The 12977-nt window shown below is 69.2% G+C and carries 17 protein-coding genes; 5 read left to right on the forward strand and 12 right to left on the reverse strand.

Going from position 1 to position 12977, the window contains the following annotated elements:
* Positions 1-110 precede the first annotated feature (110 nt).
* The 10 genes from BMW75_RS00190 to BMW75_RS00240 form a co-directional block, all read right to left on the reverse strand.
* Entirely contained in the window at positions 111-977 is an 867-nt protein-coding gene (locus BMW75_RS00190; protein ID WP_092575294.1) for an AraC family transcriptional regulator, read from the reverse strand.
* 33 nt (positions 978-1010) lie between these two features.
* The gene (locus tag BMW75_RS00195; RefSeq protein ID WP_092575297.1) at positions 1011-2297 is read right to left on the reverse strand and encodes an RNA polymerase sigma factor; all 1287 of its coding nucleotides are present in this window, start codon (positions 2295-2297) and stop codon (positions 1011-1013) included.
* Positions 2294-2701, reverse strand: a complete 408-nt coding sequence (locus BMW75_RS00200) for a VOC family protein (protein ID WP_076521188.1) — start codon at positions 2699-2701, stop codon at positions 2294-2296. Before BMW75_RS00200 ends, BMW75_RS00195 begins: the two co-directional genes overlap by 4 nt.
* A 67-nt stretch (positions 2702-2768) precedes the next feature.
* On the reverse strand, positions 2769-3182 hold the full coding sequence (locus BMW75_RS00205) for a YciI family protein (protein ID WP_076521187.1): 414 nt from the start codon (positions 3180-3182) through the stop codon (positions 2769-2771).
* Positions 3183-3598: 416 nt separating this feature from the next.
* Entirely contained in the window at positions 3599-3952 is a 354-nt protein-coding gene (locus BMW75_RS00215) for a YciI family protein (RefSeq protein WP_092575302.1), read from the reverse strand.
* A gap of 98 nt (positions 3953-4050) precedes the next feature.
* Positions 4051-4242 (reverse strand): helix-turn-helix transcriptional regulator, encoded by a 192-nt coding sequence (locus tag BMW75_RS00220; protein WP_092575304.1) that lies wholly within the window; start codon positions 4240-4242, stop codon positions 4051-4053.
* Positions 4239-4625 carry a hypothetical protein gene (locus BMW75_RS00225; protein ID WP_092575307.1) on the reverse strand — a complete coding sequence of 129 codons (387 nt, stop codon included), beginning with the start codon at positions 4623-4625 and terminating at the stop codon, positions 4239-4241. The genes BMW75_RS00220 and BMW75_RS00225 overlap by 4 nt, the downstream gene beginning before the upstream one ends.
* 209 nt (positions 4626-4834) lie before the next feature.
* Complete coding sequence (locus tag BMW75_RS00230; RefSeq protein WP_092575310.1) at positions 4835-5848, reverse strand: OmpA/MotB family protein; 1014 nt, start codon at positions 5846-5848, stop codon at positions 4835-4837.
* On the reverse strand, positions 5845-6738 hold the full coding sequence (locus BMW75_RS00235; RefSeq protein ID WP_076521180.1) for a motility protein A: 894 nt from the start codon (positions 6736-6738) through the stop codon (positions 5845-5847). Before BMW75_RS00235 ends, BMW75_RS00230 begins: the two co-directional genes overlap by 4 nt.
* Before the next feature lie 154 nt (positions 6739-6892).
* Complete coding sequence (locus tag BMW75_RS00240) at positions 6893-7483, reverse strand: GNAT family N-acetyltransferase (RefSeq protein WP_092576225.1); 591 nt, start codon at positions 7481-7483, stop codon at positions 6893-6895.
* 122 nt (positions 7484-7605) lie between these two features.
* Here BMW75_RS00240 and BMW75_RS00245 point away from each other — a divergent pair, with 122 nt between their 5' ends.
* Positions 7606-9351: an NYN domain-containing protein gene (locus tag BMW75_RS00245; protein ID WP_092575313.1), complete on the forward strand. Its 1746-nt coding sequence runs from the start codon at positions 7606-7608 to the stop codon at positions 9349-9351.
* 25 nt (positions 9352-9376) lie between these two features.
* Here the strand turns inward: BMW75_RS00245 and BMW75_RS00250 are convergent, their stop codons facing one another.
* Complete coding sequence (locus tag BMW75_RS00250; protein WP_092575315.1) at positions 9377-10249, reverse strand: AraC family transcriptional regulator; 873 nt, start codon at positions 10247-10249, stop codon at positions 9377-9379.
* A 74-nt stretch (positions 10250-10323) separates the two neighbouring features.
* On the opposite strand from BMW75_RS00250, the gene BMW75_RS00255 reads away from it, so the two are divergent.
* From BMW75_RS00255 to BMW75_RS00265, 3 genes are all read left to right on the forward strand, one after another.
* Positions 10324-10584, forward strand: coding sequence for a hypothetical protein (locus tag BMW75_RS00255; RefSeq protein WP_092575318.1), 261 nt, complete (start codon positions 10324-10326; stop codon positions 10582-10584).
* 153 nt (positions 10585-10737) lie between these two features.
* Positions 10738-11244, forward strand: a complete 507-nt coding sequence (locus BMW75_RS00260; protein ID WP_092575321.1) for a 2-thiouracil desulfurase family protein — start codon at positions 10738-10740, stop codon at positions 11242-11244.
* Complete coding sequence (locus BMW75_RS00265) at positions 11234-11551, forward strand: hypothetical protein (protein WP_092576228.1); 318 nt, start codon at positions 11234-11236, stop codon at positions 11549-11551. The genes BMW75_RS00260 and BMW75_RS00265 overlap by 11 nt, the downstream gene beginning before the upstream one ends.
* Positions 11552-11563: 12 nt before the next feature.
* Here BMW75_RS00265 and BMW75_RS00270 read toward each other — a convergent pair whose 3' ends face one another.
* Positions 11564-12133, reverse strand: a complete 570-nt coding sequence (locus BMW75_RS00270) for a hypothetical protein (RefSeq protein WP_092575324.1) — start codon at positions 12131-12133, stop codon at positions 11564-11566.
* 226 nt (positions 12134-12359) lie between these two features.
* Between BMW75_RS00270 and BMW75_RS00275 the strand changes: the two genes are divergently transcribed.
* Positions 12360-12971: a TetR/AcrR family transcriptional regulator gene (locus BMW75_RS00275; RefSeq protein WP_092575327.1), complete on the forward strand. Its 612-nt coding sequence runs from the start codon at positions 12360-12362 to the stop codon at positions 12969-12971.
* Positions 12972-12977: the final 6 nt, after the last annotated feature.

Genomic DNA, 12977 nt, shown 5'->3' on the forward strand with positions numbered 1-12977 from the left:
CTTGAATGCGGCCAGTCTAGCCAGGAGCGGGGGGCCGAATCTTGTACCAGATTGCGGCGTCGGCGGCGGGGCGTGCACCGGCAGCCACGCTTCTATTAGCCGCGCACCTTTTACCCGCGCACCTGTTTCTGATAGCGCGACGGCGTGACGCCGTAGCGGCGCGAAAACGCGCGCGTGAGATGCGCCTGGTCGGTCAGCCCGGCAGCCAGCGCCACCTGGGCCGGCGCCACGCCTGCCGCCAGCAGGCGCTTGGCCTCGTACAGCCGCAGCGCCATCAGCATCTGCTGCGGCGTGGCGTGGTGATGCGCCTGGAAGCTGCGCAGGAAATGGAAGGGGCTCAGCCCGGCCACCGCGGCCAGCTCGTCCAGCGTCAGGCGGCGCGACAGGTTCGCGTGCAGGTAGTCGATGACCGGCGCGAAGCGGGGCGCGCCTTCGGCCGCGGCGGGACGCGGCACGCCGGCGTGGCGGCGGAATTCGCCCAGCAGCGCGAACAGCGCGCTGTCGAATGCCAGCGGCTCGGATGCGTGCCACAGCGTATCGAGCAGCGCGGTGACGCGCTGCGCCCCGGCGGCATCGCGGCCCACGGCGGCGGCGAACCACCAGCCGGTTTCCCCGGTCACCCGCGCGGCGACGTCCGGATCGATATAGGCCATGCGGTAGCGCCAGCCGCCTTCGGTTTCGGCGCGTCCGGTGTGTAATTCGTCGGGGTTCATCGTCACCAGCGAGCCGGGGGGCGCGAGGTGCTCGGCGCCGCGGTAGCGGAAGCGTTCGACGCCGGATTCGATGGCGCCCAGTCCGAACGCCTCGTGCGTATGCGGTTCGAAGGCGTGGCGGACGATGTGGGCGCGGTACAGCTCCACCCCGGGCTGGTGGGCCGCGCGGCGAAACTGCGCGCGGTCACCGGGATGGTCGAACGCCGCCGGCACGCCCGTGAGGGGCGGCGCGGCGGGATCGGGCGTGGCGGCGGCGCGTGGCATGCCTGGGATTTAAGCACGCCACGTCGGGCCCCATCATTCCTCCGGCGCCGCGGCCATGTCGCGGGCCCGCGCCAGCAGCAGTTCGCGCTCGCGGGCGTTGCGCGTCATGCCGGCCGCGCGCTCGAATTCCTCGCGGGCTTCGGCCCTGCGGCCCAGCCGGGCCAGCAGGTCGGCGCGCACGCTGGGCAGCCAGTGATAGTTGGCGAGTGACGGGTCCGCCGCCAGTTCGTCGACCAGATCCAGCCCGGCCTGCGGGCCGTATGCCATGCCGACGGCGACGGCGCGGTTCAGCGCCACCACCGGCGACGGCGCCGCCTGGGCGAGCGCATCGTACAGGGCCACGATGCGCGGCCAGTCCGTTTCCGAGGGTGTGCGGGCGCGGGCGTGGCAGGCGGCCAGTTCGGCCTGCAGGGCATAGGGGCCGCGCGCGCCGCCCAGCGCCTCGACGCGCGCCAGCGCCGCCAGCCCGCGCCGGATCAGCAGCGGATCCCAGCGCCGGCGGTCCTGGTCCATCAGCAGCACCGGCCGGCCCGCGGCATCGGTGCGCGCATGCAGGCGCGACGCCTGCAGCTCCATCAGCGCGACCAGCCCGTGCACGTCGGCCTCGTCGGGCGTCAACTCTGCCAGGATGCGGCCCAGGCGCAGCGCTTCGTCGCACAGGCCGGGGCGCATCCAGTCCTCGCCCGACGTCGCCGAATAGCCTTCGTTGAAGATCAGGTAGATGACCTCCAGCACCGAGGCCAGGCGGGGCGCCCGGTCCGCGGCCTTGGGCACCTCGAAGGGCACGTTGGCCGCGGACAGCGTGCGCTTGGCCCGCACGATGCGCTGGGCGATTGTCGATTCCGATGCCAGGAAGGCGCGCGCGATCTCGGCCGTGGTCAGCCCGCCCAGCAGGCGCAGCGTCAGCGCCACGCGGGCCTCGGTGGACAGCAGCGGGTGGCAGGCGGTGAAGACCAGCCGCAGCAGGTCGTCGCCGATGTCGTCCTGACGCGCCGCATCCAGCGCGTCGACGAAATCGGGCTCCACGTCAGCCTGCAAGGCCTCCAGTTCGTGGCCGATCTGCGCGTGCTTGCGGGCGTGCAGCGCATCCAGCCGCAGGCGGTCGCGCGCGCGGTTCTTCGCGGTGGTCATCAGCCATGCTCCGGGATTGTCCGGCACGCCCGTCTGCGGCCAGCGTTCCAGGGCCGCGACCAGGGCATCCTGCGCCAGTTCTTCGGCCAGTCCCACGTCGCGCACGAGGCGCGCAACGCCGGCAATGACGCTGGCGGCCTCGATCCGCCAGACCGCCTCGATGGCGCGATGCGTGGCCGCCTGCGTCATGCGCCAGCCGCTTCGCCCGGGACCATGTACGCCAGTTCCCAGATGTGCCCGTCCAGGTCCTCGAAGCCGTGCGCGTACATGAAGCCGTGGTCCTGCGGCGCACGCGGCGCCGTGCCGCCCGCCGCCACCGCGCGCGCGACCAGGTCGTCGACCTCGGCCCGGCTCTCGCAGGACAGGCAGACCAGCACTTCCGTGCTTTGGGTGGCATCGGCCACCGGCTTGCCGGTGAAGCCCTGGAAGAAGTCCTTCACCAGCAGCATGACGTAGAGGTTGTCGCCGACGACCATGCAGGCGCCCTGGTCGTTGGTGAAGTCGGGATTGAAGTCGTAGCCCAGCTTCCGGAAGAATGCCTGGGACTTCTGCATGTCGGCGATGGGAAGGTTGACGAAAATCTGCTTGTGCATGGCGTGTCTCGCTTTGTGTGGGGGGGCGTTTGGGTCTGCGTCTGCGTTGCGCGGGAGGCTGGCGGCTTCAGTGGCTGGGCGAGGGCATCTGGCGGAAGCGCTCGACCTGCGGGCTGGGCTCGAAATCCTCCAGCTCGAACACCTGGCGCACCTCGATCTCGCATGCCTGGCCGGGGAAGGGCGACGGAAAGCGCATCGCCCATTGCATCGCCTCTTCGCGCGAGCGCACCTGGATCATGGTGTAGCCGGCGATCAGTTCCTTGGTCTCGGCGAATGGCCCGTCGATAAGCCGGCGTTCGCCGCCGCCGTCATAGCGCACGCGCCAGCCCTTGGACGTGGGCTGCAGTCCATTGGCGTCCAGCAGCACGCCGGCCTTGACCAGGGCTTCGTGGTAGGTCGCCATCGCGGCGAGCAGGCTGTCGTCCGGCATCTTGCCGGCTTCGCTGTCGGGCGTGGCCCGAACGAGGATCATGAATCGCATCGGTGTGATCTCCTGGATCGATGGGCAAGTCCCGGAAGGGGGACTTGTATTGCATCGACGAACGGCGCGGCTGCGGATCGACAAGGTTTTTGTGACCCCAGGGTAAACACTAGGTCAAACGGGGGCGCTTCGCAGTTGGTTACGAAGATCCAGCCCTTGTTGCAGGCGCCTTCCCTACACTCGCAAGCTTTCCAAACGCCTGAAGCCACGATATGAAAATCCTGTGCAGCCTTGCCCTTGTTGCCTCCTTGTTGTCCGGCTGTGCCGTGTACACGCCGCAAGGGTCTGTCGTCGTCGACCCGCATGATGGCGGCGGCCGCGGGGGCTTCTGTCCGCCCGGACAGGCCAAGAAGGGCAATTGCTGAAGCAGCCGCGTGTCCGCGTGGTGAAGCCGGGCTGGCATCCCCCCACAGACGCTACAGGAAGCAGGGCCCCAGCTCCCTGACCTCGACCGTGGCCCATTGCGCCGCCGGGCATTCGGCGGCCAGGGCCAGCGCCTCTTCGCGCGAGTCGCAGGTCAGGAGGAAGAATCCGCCAATCATCTCCTTGGCCTCGGCATAGGGGCCGTCCACGATCTGCCGTTCTCCGTCGCGCACGCGCAGGCGCGCGCCTTCGGCCTCGGATTTCAGGGATTCGGCGCGGGCGAGCAGGCCGCGCGATTGCAGGGATTCGGCGTAACGCAGCATCTGCGCATAGGCCTCGCGGCCTTCTTCGGGCGTGCGCTGGGCGCGCTGGCCCACCGGTTCTACGATCAGAAGCAGGTAAGACATGGAGACTCCCGGGGCGGACTGCGGACGCCGCGAGCGGCGGGTCCGCTAGGTTAACGCCGATCCCCGCGTGCGCGCCACGGCGCCGAGGCGCGGCGGCGTCATTCTTCCTGGAAGATCGATTCGATCGCGGTGCCGAACACGCGGGCGATGGCGAACGCGAGCGGCAGGCTCGGATCGTAGCGGCCCGTTTCGATGGCATTGACCGTCTGGCGCGACACGTCCAGACGCTCGGCCAGCGCGGCCTGGCTCCAGCCGCGTTCGGCGCGCAATTCGCGGATGCGGTTTTTCATCGATGGCGCAGCGTTTGGACGAGGGTCGTGCATGCCCAGACCCCGCCCATCAGCGGCCAGACCACGAACATGCTCAGCTTCGGAAAGCCCGCGATTTCCAGGAAGCCATAGGTGAACGTGACGCCGGCCGTGACCGCGGCGGCGATGGCCAGATGTTCCAGCGTGGTCTTGCGAATGAACTCGTCCGAGCTGCGGACCGCGCGCACGACGGCGCGCAGCGCCAGCAGGAAGGCGAGCATGGGCGTGAGCAGCACGGCGGTGCGCAAGGCGCCTGCCGGCATGTCCAGGCTGAGGCGCAGGGCGCCCACCAGCAGCACGATGTAGAGGGCGAATGCGATGCCCAGTTCCTTGAAATAGCGGCGCTTTGCCTGGTTTTGATTCATGGGAATGCCTGTGTGGATGTAAAGCGTGCTTGACATTCTGGCGGGGCGGTTGGGGTGTGTCAAGCGTCCTTTACATGTTCGGGTGTGCGTTTCAGCCGGTCTTTGCACGCGGGACGCAGGACGCGAGGCGCAGGCCATGCACAGGCCCGCCGCCCAATCGAACGGCAATAAAAAAACCGGCTTGCGCCGGTTTCGGAAGGGGACCGCGATCAGGACCGGGCCGGCGCCTTCGCGGCGGTCTCGGCGGCTTTGGCCGCCGCGTCGGGGCGCGACGCCGGCTTGCCGGCATCGGTCGCCTGCGGGGTGGCGGCCGCTTTGGTGGCCTGCTGCGGCGTGATGTCCATGATCAGTTCGACGCGACGGTTGGCGGCGCGCCCGGCAGCCGTGTCGTTCGACTCGATGGGGCGCGTTTCCGCATAGCCCACCGCGCGCAGGCGCTGCGGGTCCACGCCGTCGCGCACCAATTCCCGCAGCACGCTGGTCGCGCGGCTGCTGGACAGCTCCCAGTTGGAGGCGAACTGTTTGGTCAGGATGGGCACCGGATCGCTGTGGCCTTCGACCGAGACCTGGTAGGCGTTCTTGTTGAGGATGCCCGCCAGGCGCTTGATCACGTCCAGGCCTGCGTTGCTGAGCGTGGCCTGGCCCGAGGCGAACAGCAGCTCGTTGCTGATGCGAAAGCTCACCGACTGTTCATTGACGATCACATCCACCGAATTGCCCAGGTCCGCCAGGCCCAGCGACTCCTTGGACGGGGCGGTCAGTGGCTTGGCGGCCTCGGCCACCACGACCTCGTCGTCCGCTGCGGGGGGCGCGGACGACGCGACGACCGGGGCGGGGGGAGCAGGCAGTTCCTTCCAGCTGGCGGGGATGGCCACGCTGTCGAACTCGGAATACTCGCCGTCGTAGGCGGGCAGTCCGGCCGCGGCCAGGGTGCCGACGACTTCCACCGCTTGATCGGACTTGCCGTAGCCGCCGCCGTGCAGCGCAATAGCCAGCATGACGACGAGCATGGCGAGCAGCAGCGTGATGAGGTCCAGATAGCTCAGCAGCCAGTTTTCGGAATCCTGTTCGACGGATTCCTCGACGTGCCAGCGCGCGTAGCGGTCCTGGCGGTCGCTTTCGCTGGGGCGCCAGCCGCTATTGGCGGCCGCCTTCTGTGCGCGTAGCTGCGCCTGGCGGGCCTGCTCGATCCGCTGGGCGAGGGAAGGGGAAATCAGGCTCATTGACGCGCGGCTGCCGGGCGGACGAGGGTGGCGGGAGCGCCGGCGGCGTTGCCTGCCGCGGCGGCGGGCGCTGGCTTGCCCTGGCCTTCCGGCTTGGCCTTGGGCCGGGCGTCGGCGCCGCCATCGTAGATTTCGTCTTCGACGTGCATCACGAAGGAATTCAGGGTCTCGCGCACCATGGCCGGGCCGCGCTTCTCGCACATCATCGAGATGCCCTGCAGCACCATGTTCATGGACTCCACGCGGCGCGCCGTGCGGCGTTCCAGCTTCAGCGCGATCGGCTTGCAGACCAGGTTGGCGAGCAGGATGCCGTAGAACGTGGTCATCAGGCCGATGGCCAGCTGCTGGCCGATGGTCTGCATGCTGCCATCGCCCAGCACGGCCATCAGGTTGATCAGGCCGACCAGCGTGCCCAGCATCCCGAAGGCCGGCGCAAACGTGGCCATGACGCGGAACATCTGGGCTTCGGCCTGCTCGCGGGCGCGCAGGCGGGCCACGCGCCACTTCAACAGCTCGATGATCTGCTCTTCGGGCGTGTTGTCGATGATGAGCTGCACGCCCGTGCGCAGGAACGGATTCGAAACCTTCTTGAGCTCGTGCTCGACCTTGTGGACGTCGGCGTTCATCCAGAGCTGGGCCATTCCGACCAGTTCTTCGATGTCGCGCTGCTGGTCGTGCTGGTCATTGCGGAACACGGTGCGCACCAGCTTGAAGACGCGCACGACTTCCTGCAGCGGATACGCGATGAACAGCGCGGCGCAGGTGCCGCCCAGCACGATCGCCAGGCCCGGCAGATTGAAGTACAGGCTGGAGTCGTTGGCGGACAGCGCCACGACGATGACCAGGGTGAGCAGGCCGACAACGGCGCCGATGACGGTAGACGGATTCATGGATGTTGCCCGATGACAAGGCATCCCACGCGCGGAATGCCGGATTTTCGGGAATTCTAGCCAGCGCGGGCCCAGGTCAATCGGCCGGAAAGCGGGGCGAAATAGGCGATAAGCGCCGGGTTGACCGGCCAGGCGGCCGGCCGAGACGTCCGTCTTAATCGGGGACGAACTCGGCCGTGGGGGAGCCGGCCTGGCGCGCCATCCATTCGTCGCGAGTGATCTCCCAGATCTCGCAGGCATGGCGGCCGCTGACCAGACCGCGTTCCTCGGTGGCCACGCAGCGCATGCCGCTGCTTTCCGATATCCGGCGCGATGCCGTGTTGGCGATGGCCTTGGGCGCGCGCAGCACGGGCTTTTCCAGCACGCCGAACCAGTAGGCCGTGGCGGCGGCGCAGGCTTCGGTCATGTAGCCCAGGCCCTGCTGGGCCGGATCCAGCCAGAATCCCCGGTTGTTGCTGGGGTCGTCGTCCATCAGGCTGATGACGCCGATCAGCTGGTCCGGCTGCGCGCGCGTGCGGATCGACCAATGCCACTGCGTCCCGCGGCGCACGGCGGGCAGGGCGGCCTGCTCGATGTACTGGCGCGCCCCATCGTCGGGGTACGGCCAGGGCACCTGGTCGGCCAGGAATCGCACGACGTCCCATTGGGCAAAGATGCGCTGGATGGCGTCCGCGTCCGCCAGGCCCAGGGGCCGCAGCAGCAGTCGAGCGGTGGTCAGTTCAGGAGGCGGAGCGGCGTCGGGCATGGCGGGATCGGGCTGGGAGGCCGGAGAGGTCAATCGGAAATGTATATCATGGGCGGATTGTGGCGGCGTATCGCCTGGCTTGGCCCAGGCTTGGCGTGGGCGGCCGCGGAATTGGAGAGAACATGAACAACCCCAACGAAAACGTCAGCATGGCGCTTTTCTGCGACTTCGAGAACGTGGCGCTGGGCGTGCGCGACACCAAATACCAGAAGTTCGACATCCGGCCGGTGCTCGAGCGCCTGCTGCTCAAGGGCAGCATCGTCGTCAAGAAGGCCTACTGCGACTGGGAGCGCTACAAGGAATTCAAGGCGCCCATGCACGAGGCCAACTTCGAGCTCATCGAAATTCCGCATGTGCGGCAGTCGGGAAAGAACTCGGCCGACATCCGGCTGGTCGTGGATGCGCTGGACTTCTGCTACACCAAATCCCACGTCAACACCTTCGTGATCATCAGCGGCGATTCCGATTTTTCGCCGCTCGTGTCCAAGCTGCGCGAGAACGACAAGAAGGTCATCGGCGTGGGCGTCAAGCAGTCCACCTCGGACCTGCTCATCGCCAACTGCGATGAATTCATCTTTTATGACGACCTGGCGCGCGAAGGCCAGCGCACCGCCGACGCACGGCGAGACACCCGCGGCGCCAGCGTTCAGCGGCGCTCGCCGGACGAGGAACGCCGCCGCAAGGAAGAGCAGGAAGCCCGCAAGACCCGCGCCGTCGAGATGGTTGTCGAGACGTTCGAGGCCCTGGTGGCCGAACGCGGCGACAGCGGCAAGATCTGGGCCTCGGCCCTGAAAGACGCCCTCAAGCGCCGCAAGCCGGATTTCAACGAGTCCTACTACGGGTTCCGCGCGTTCGGCAACCTGCTGGAAGAGGCGCAGTCGCGCGGCTTCCTGGAGGTCGGCCGCGAGGAAAAGTCCGGCACCTATGTCTACCGCGACAGCACGGGCGGCGAGCGCGTCGCGGGCGGCGATGCGCCGGCCGAATCCACGCCGGAAGGCGTGGCCGACCACGCGGACGCGCAGGCCGGCGGCGGCAGGAATTCGCGCAAATCCCGCGGCGGCCGCAAGTCGGCGGGCGGGCGGACGGCGGGCCAACAGGGCGGCGCGGACCGGGACGATGGCGCTTCGCCGTCCGCGGATCATGCCGGCGAGCCGGACGCCTGGAAACAGCCCGATGCGCCCCGCCAGACCGAAGGCGCCACGGTTGTCGACGCGCCCGCGCTTGCGGGGCAGATGGCGGGCGCCGATCAACCGGAGGATGCCGGCCAGGCCCGCAGTCACGATCAGGACGAAGGACGTCCGCCCCGCAATGCGCGGCAGGCGGACCGGCGTTCGCGCGGCGCCAGGCCGGCAGGCGGTGCGCGGCGGGCGCGGGACGAGGCGCAGGCCGACGCACCCAGCCAGCCGGCCACGGCGCCCGCGGGCGACCGTGTGCCGTCCGACGCATCCCAGGCCCCGGCGGTCCCCCCGCCGACCTTTGGCCGGCCCCCGCAACCCCTGCCGCAATCGGCGCTCGTGCCCATGCCGCCGCCGGTCGTGAACGTGGGCGAATGGACCTTCGTCACGCCGCCTGTCCAGGCCGAACGCGAACGCCCGGCGAAGGCGGCCGATCCGGTCACCGGCCCCGCAGCCAGCCCGGCCGCCGAACCCGCACCCGCCGCCAAGCGAGGACGCGGTGCGCGCAAGACCGCCGCGAAGGCCGAAGACGGCGCGCAGAATGAGGCCAAGCCTGCCGCAGGGAAATCCGCGCCCGCCAGGTCCGCGGCCGAGCCGGCGGCGGCAGAGGCCGCGCCGCCCGCCAAACCGGCGCGCAAGACGGCCCGCAAGACCGCGCCGCGCGCCGCCAAGAAGGCGACCCAGGAGGGTTGAGCGCGCCAGGGCGGGGTGCCAGTGCTTAATCCGCCTGGCGGTCCGCCCGTGGCCTGAACCGGCCCGGCGTGGCGCCCAGTTCCCGCTTGAACATGGCGATGAACGCGCTGACGTTGTCATAACCCAGCTCCAGCGCCACCGTGGTCACCGCAGCCCCCGCCGCCAGCATTTCCTGGGCGCGCATCAGGCGCGCGCGTTGGCGCCATGCGCCCACCGGCAATCCCGTCTCGGCAAGAAAACGGCGCGCCAGCGTGCGCGGGGCCATGCCGACGGCGGCCGCCCATGCCTGCAGCGGCCGCGTGTCCGCGGGGTGGTCCGACAACGCCAGCGCCAACTGCTGCAAGCGCGCATCGCGCGGCAGCACGAGCGCGACCCCGGCGTGCGGCAGGCTACGGATCTCGTCTCGAATCACCTCGACGATACGCCGGCGCGCCGGATCGGCGGTGTCGTCGTCTTCTCCCCAGCTTGCCGCGCGTTCGATCGCGGCCAACAGCAAAGACGAGGCCTGCAACACGCACGGCCGTTGCGGAAGGCCCGCGCAGGCCGCGGGGCTGAGATAGGCGCTGTAGCCGGCGTAGGGGCCGTGCGAGCGCAGCCCATGCGGGTGACCGGGAGGAATCCAGACGGCATGCTGCGACGGGACGACCCACTGCTGGTCTGCCGCGTAGACGGTCAGCAGGCCTTGCCACGCGCCCAGCAATTGACCCCGCGCGTGCTCGTGCATGGCCGTGTGCCGAAGCGCGCCGTCCTGCCGGGCGACGGCGATGAGCCGCGGGCCCCCACGCGCGCGGGCGCGCTCGGGAGCCAGCAGCGGCGCGCCCGGGGCGCAGGAAGAAGCGGGCGCCGGACCGGGGCGGACGCCGGTAAGCGGGGCAGGTGGCTGAAACGCGGTATTCATTGGCCAGACTGACGCAGTTATGCCGAAAGATAGAGCTTATCGTAGCGCCTGTACCCAACCCTCAGGAGTCAATCATGAAAGCCCAGGATGTGCTGCCGGACGGCAAGGACCAAGGAATCTTCCACGGGGTGGCGGTGCGCAAAGGCACGGTCGGCGCGTTTCTGGCCAATGCCCGCGTGTGCGTCGAACCGGCGGCGCCGCCCGAGGCCGTCGCCGCCGCGCGGCGGGACATCCAGGACGCGATGCCCGCCCTGCGGGCGCTGGGCCTGTTCGACATACTCCAGGTGCGCGATCCGGCGCTGCGGGACTGGATGCAGGCGTTGCCGGGCAACTAGCGGACCGGTTCCGCAGGCAAGGGGGCATGGCCGCGTTCGTGTTCTATGATTCGAGCCTCGGACGCCGGTCTGTACGTTCGGCCCCGGATTCCAGGCCCCGGCCCGCCCAAATCCACCGTCCGCCTCCACCGACACCCCATTTCCCGGTCCTGCATGCATTACGTTCTGGTCAGCTCCTGCCTGTTGGGCAATCCCGTGCGCTACGACGGCCGGAGCGTGCAGCAAGGCGATGCCGTGCTGGACCGGTGGCTGCAGGAAGGCCGGGTCGTTGCCGTCTGTCCCGAGGTGGCGGGCGGCATGCCGATCCCCCGGCCGCCCGCCGAGATCGAGCCGGCCAAGGACGCGGCCGCGGTGCTGGCCGGCCGGGCGCGCGTCGTGGCGGTGACGGGCGACGACGTCACGCAGCCGTTCGTGCGCGGCGCCCACGAGGCGCTCGCGGCGGCGCAGGCGCGCGGCATCCGCATCGCCGTGCTGAAGGAAGGCAGCCCGTCCTGCGGCAGCGGCTATGTGTACGACGGCCATTTCGCCGGCCGCCGCCAGCCCGGCGTGGGGGTGACCGCCGAATTGCTGCGCCGCGCGGGCCTGCACGTCTTCAGCGAAAGGCAATGGGGCGAAGCCGCCGCCTGTCTCGCGGCGCTGGAGGCGGGCGATGCTGACTGAGGCCGCTGACTGGCTGGTCCTGCTGGGCGTGGCCGCATGCGGCTATGCGGCATGGAAAAGCGCGGCGCGCGCCGGCCGCAGCCGTGCGATTGCGCGCGTGGCGGCGCTTTCCTGCCTGGCCTTGTCCGCATTCTTCTTCTACGCCTGGTACGCGCAGTACCTGAAATGGGACTTCAACGAACTCGGCCGCTACTACGATCCGGTCGACCAGGTGGTCTATACGGACGCAGGGTTCGTCTGGGTGCTGCCGGCCGCCGCGCTGTTGATCCTGGGCCTCTTGTACGCCCGGCGCGGCTGGCGGCGCTGATCGCGCGGTGCGTCAGTTGGCGCGATACCCGCGGCTGGTCATGCAGGAATCCAACGCTCGGTTGTAGGTGTCCACCATGATCTGGGTGGTCCAGGCGTTGATGGTGGCCGGATCGTATCCGCTCTGGTTCATGGCCCAGCGCCGGCAGTCGGTCGTGGCGTTTGCCTGGGCGGTATTGACCGCGGGAGCCGGTTCATACTGCACCGGCGCGTATTGCGGCACGGGCGTCGAATAGGCAACGGGGGGCGCTTCATACACCGGCACCGCTTCATAAACCGGGGCGCCATACGCCGGCGCCGCATAGAGGGGAGGGCTCGTGTACCCCACGCCGGACGAATACACCCCGGTCTGCACATAGGAAGGCCCCGAATTGGCCGCCAGCAGCAGTCCCACCGTCGCCAGCGCAAACGCGCCGCCGATCCACCAGCCGTCCGAACTGCTGCCGCCGCCACCGTGATGGTGGTGATAGCCGCCGCCATGGCCGCCGCCCCAATATCCGCCACGCCCGCCAGCCACCGCCGGCGCGCTGGCCACCGCCAGCGCCAATGCCGCCATGGCCACCCGGCCTGAAAACCGCTTCATGATCTTGCTCCTCGGCCGCCCGGAACCGGCACCGTGCACGGCGCCGGACGACAGCCTTACTTTACTGCTCCGTCGCCGCAATAAGTTGTCGCAAGCGATACGGGGATTTCAAGTGATTTCAGGCGCGTGACCGAGGCCGGGAACGGGTTGCTCGCAGTGGCCGACGCGTGGCCAAACCGTCCTGCCGCGTGTGGCGCAAAGGGGGGATAGGTAGTACTTTCTCGCGATGAACACGGCACTACCCATTTCGGCATCGCAAGACAAGCGTCTCACCAAGGGTGAGCGCACGCGGCTGCTGCTATTGGCCGTCGCCGCGGCAGAGTTCGCCGAGCGGGGATTCCAGTACACCCGGGTCAGCGACATCGTCGCCCGCGCCGGCGTGACCCAGCCCGTGTTCTACCAATACTTCGCCAGCAAACAGGCGGCCTACGACGAACTGGTGGGCCTGTTCGCCCAGCGCCTGCGCCAGGCGATCAGCCAGGCGCGGCTGCCTGGCGACCTGCACGGCGCCGAACTGGCCGCCCGCATCCGCCAGGGCGTGGGCAGCCTGCTCGCCATCTTGCAGGAAGATCCCAACCTGACCCGCATCGGCTTCTTCCAGGCCGACGCCGCCGAGGCGCTCAAGGACGAACTGGTGGCCATGATCGCCGACAACGTGCGCGCCGAGCAGCAGGCCGGCCTGTTCCGCCCCGAAATATCGCCCGAGTGGTTCGGCCAGTCCCTCATGGGCATCATCGAACGCTTCACCCGCCAATCCCCCGACGCCGCCCGCCAGCAGGCGCTGGCGGAATTCATCACGGATCTGCTGCTGGATGGGATGCGCCGGCGGCCACGATAGGGCCGT

Origin of the sequence: Achromobacter sp. NFACC18-2 (assembly GCF_900108985.1) — a bacterium.
In the GTDB taxonomy this organism is placed as follows: Bacteria; Pseudomonadota; Gammaproteobacteria; order Burkholderiales; family Burkholderiaceae_B; genus Achromobacter.

What these genes read in the sequence shown, in the direction of transcription:
- BMW75_RS00200 (WP_076521188.1), bottom strand. Translation starts at nt 2,701, where the DNA reads ATGCACAAGCAGATTTTCGTCAACCTTCCCATCGCCGACATGCAGAAG.
- BMW75_RS00205 (WP_076521187.1), bottom strand. Translation starts at nt 3,182, where the DNA reads ATGCGATTCATGATCCTCGTTCGGGCCACGCCCGACAGCGAAGCCGGC.
- BMW75_RS00230 (WP_092575310.1), bottom strand. Translation starts at nt 5,848, where the DNA reads ATGAGCCTGATTTCCCCTTCCCTCGCCCAGCGGATCGAGCAGGCCCGC.
- BMW75_RS00195 (WP_092575297.1), bottom strand. Translation starts at nt 2,297, where the DNA reads ATGACGCAGGCGGCCACGCATCGCGCCATCGAGGCGGTCTGGCGGATC.
- BMW75_RS00235 (WP_076521180.1), bottom strand. Translation starts at nt 6,738, where the DNA reads ATGAATCCGTCTACCGTCATCGGCGCCGTTGTCGGCCTGCTCACCCTG.
- BMW75_RS00215 (WP_092575302.1), bottom strand. Translation starts at nt 3,952, where the DNA reads ATGTCTTACCTGCTTCTGATCGTAGAACCGGTGGGCCAGCGCGCCCAG.
- BMW75_RS00260 (WP_092575321.1), top strand. Translation starts at nt 10,738, where the DNA reads ATGCATTACGTTCTGGTCAGCTCCTGCCTGTTGGGCAATCCCGTGCGC.
- BMW75_RS00270 (WP_092575324.1), bottom strand. Translation starts at nt 12,133, where the DNA reads ATGAAGCGGTTTTCAGGCCGGGTGGCCATGGCGGCATTGGCGCTGGCG.
- BMW75_RS00240 (WP_092576225.1), bottom strand. Translation starts at nt 7,483, where the DNA reads ATGCCCGACGCCGCTCCGCCTCCTGAACTGACCACCGCTCGACTGCTG.
- BMW75_RS00225 (WP_092575307.1), bottom strand. Translation starts at nt 4,625, where the DNA reads ATGAATCAAAACCAGGCAAAGCGCCGCTATTTCAAGGAACTGGGCATC.
- BMW75_RS00220 (WP_092575304.1), bottom strand. Translation starts at nt 4,242, where the DNA reads ATGAAAAACCGCATCCGCGAATTGCGCGCCGAACGCGGCTGGAGCCAG.
- BMW75_RS00245 (WP_092575313.1), top strand. Translation starts at nt 7,606, where the DNA reads ATGAACAACCCCAACGAAAACGTCAGCATGGCGCTTTTCTGCGACTTC.
- BMW75_RS00250 (WP_092575315.1), bottom strand. Translation starts at nt 10,249, where the DNA reads ATGAATACCGCGTTTCAGCCACCTGCCCCGCTTACCGGCGTCCGCCCC.
- BMW75_RS00255 (WP_092575318.1), top strand. Translation starts at nt 10,324, where the DNA reads ATGAAAGCCCAGGATGTGCTGCCGGACGGCAAGGACCAAGGAATCTTC.
- BMW75_RS00275 (WP_092575327.1), top strand. Translation starts at nt 12,360, where the DNA reads ATGAACACGGCACTACCCATTTCGGCATCGCAAGACAAGCGTCTCACC.
- BMW75_RS00190 (WP_092575294.1), bottom strand. Translation starts at nt 977, where the DNA reads ATGCCACGCGCCGCCGCCACGCCCGATCCCGCCGCGCCGCCCCTCACG.
- BMW75_RS00265 (WP_092576228.1), top strand. Translation starts at nt 11,234, where the DNA reads ATGCTGACTGAGGCCGCTGACTGGCTGGTCCTGCTGGGCGTGGCCGCA.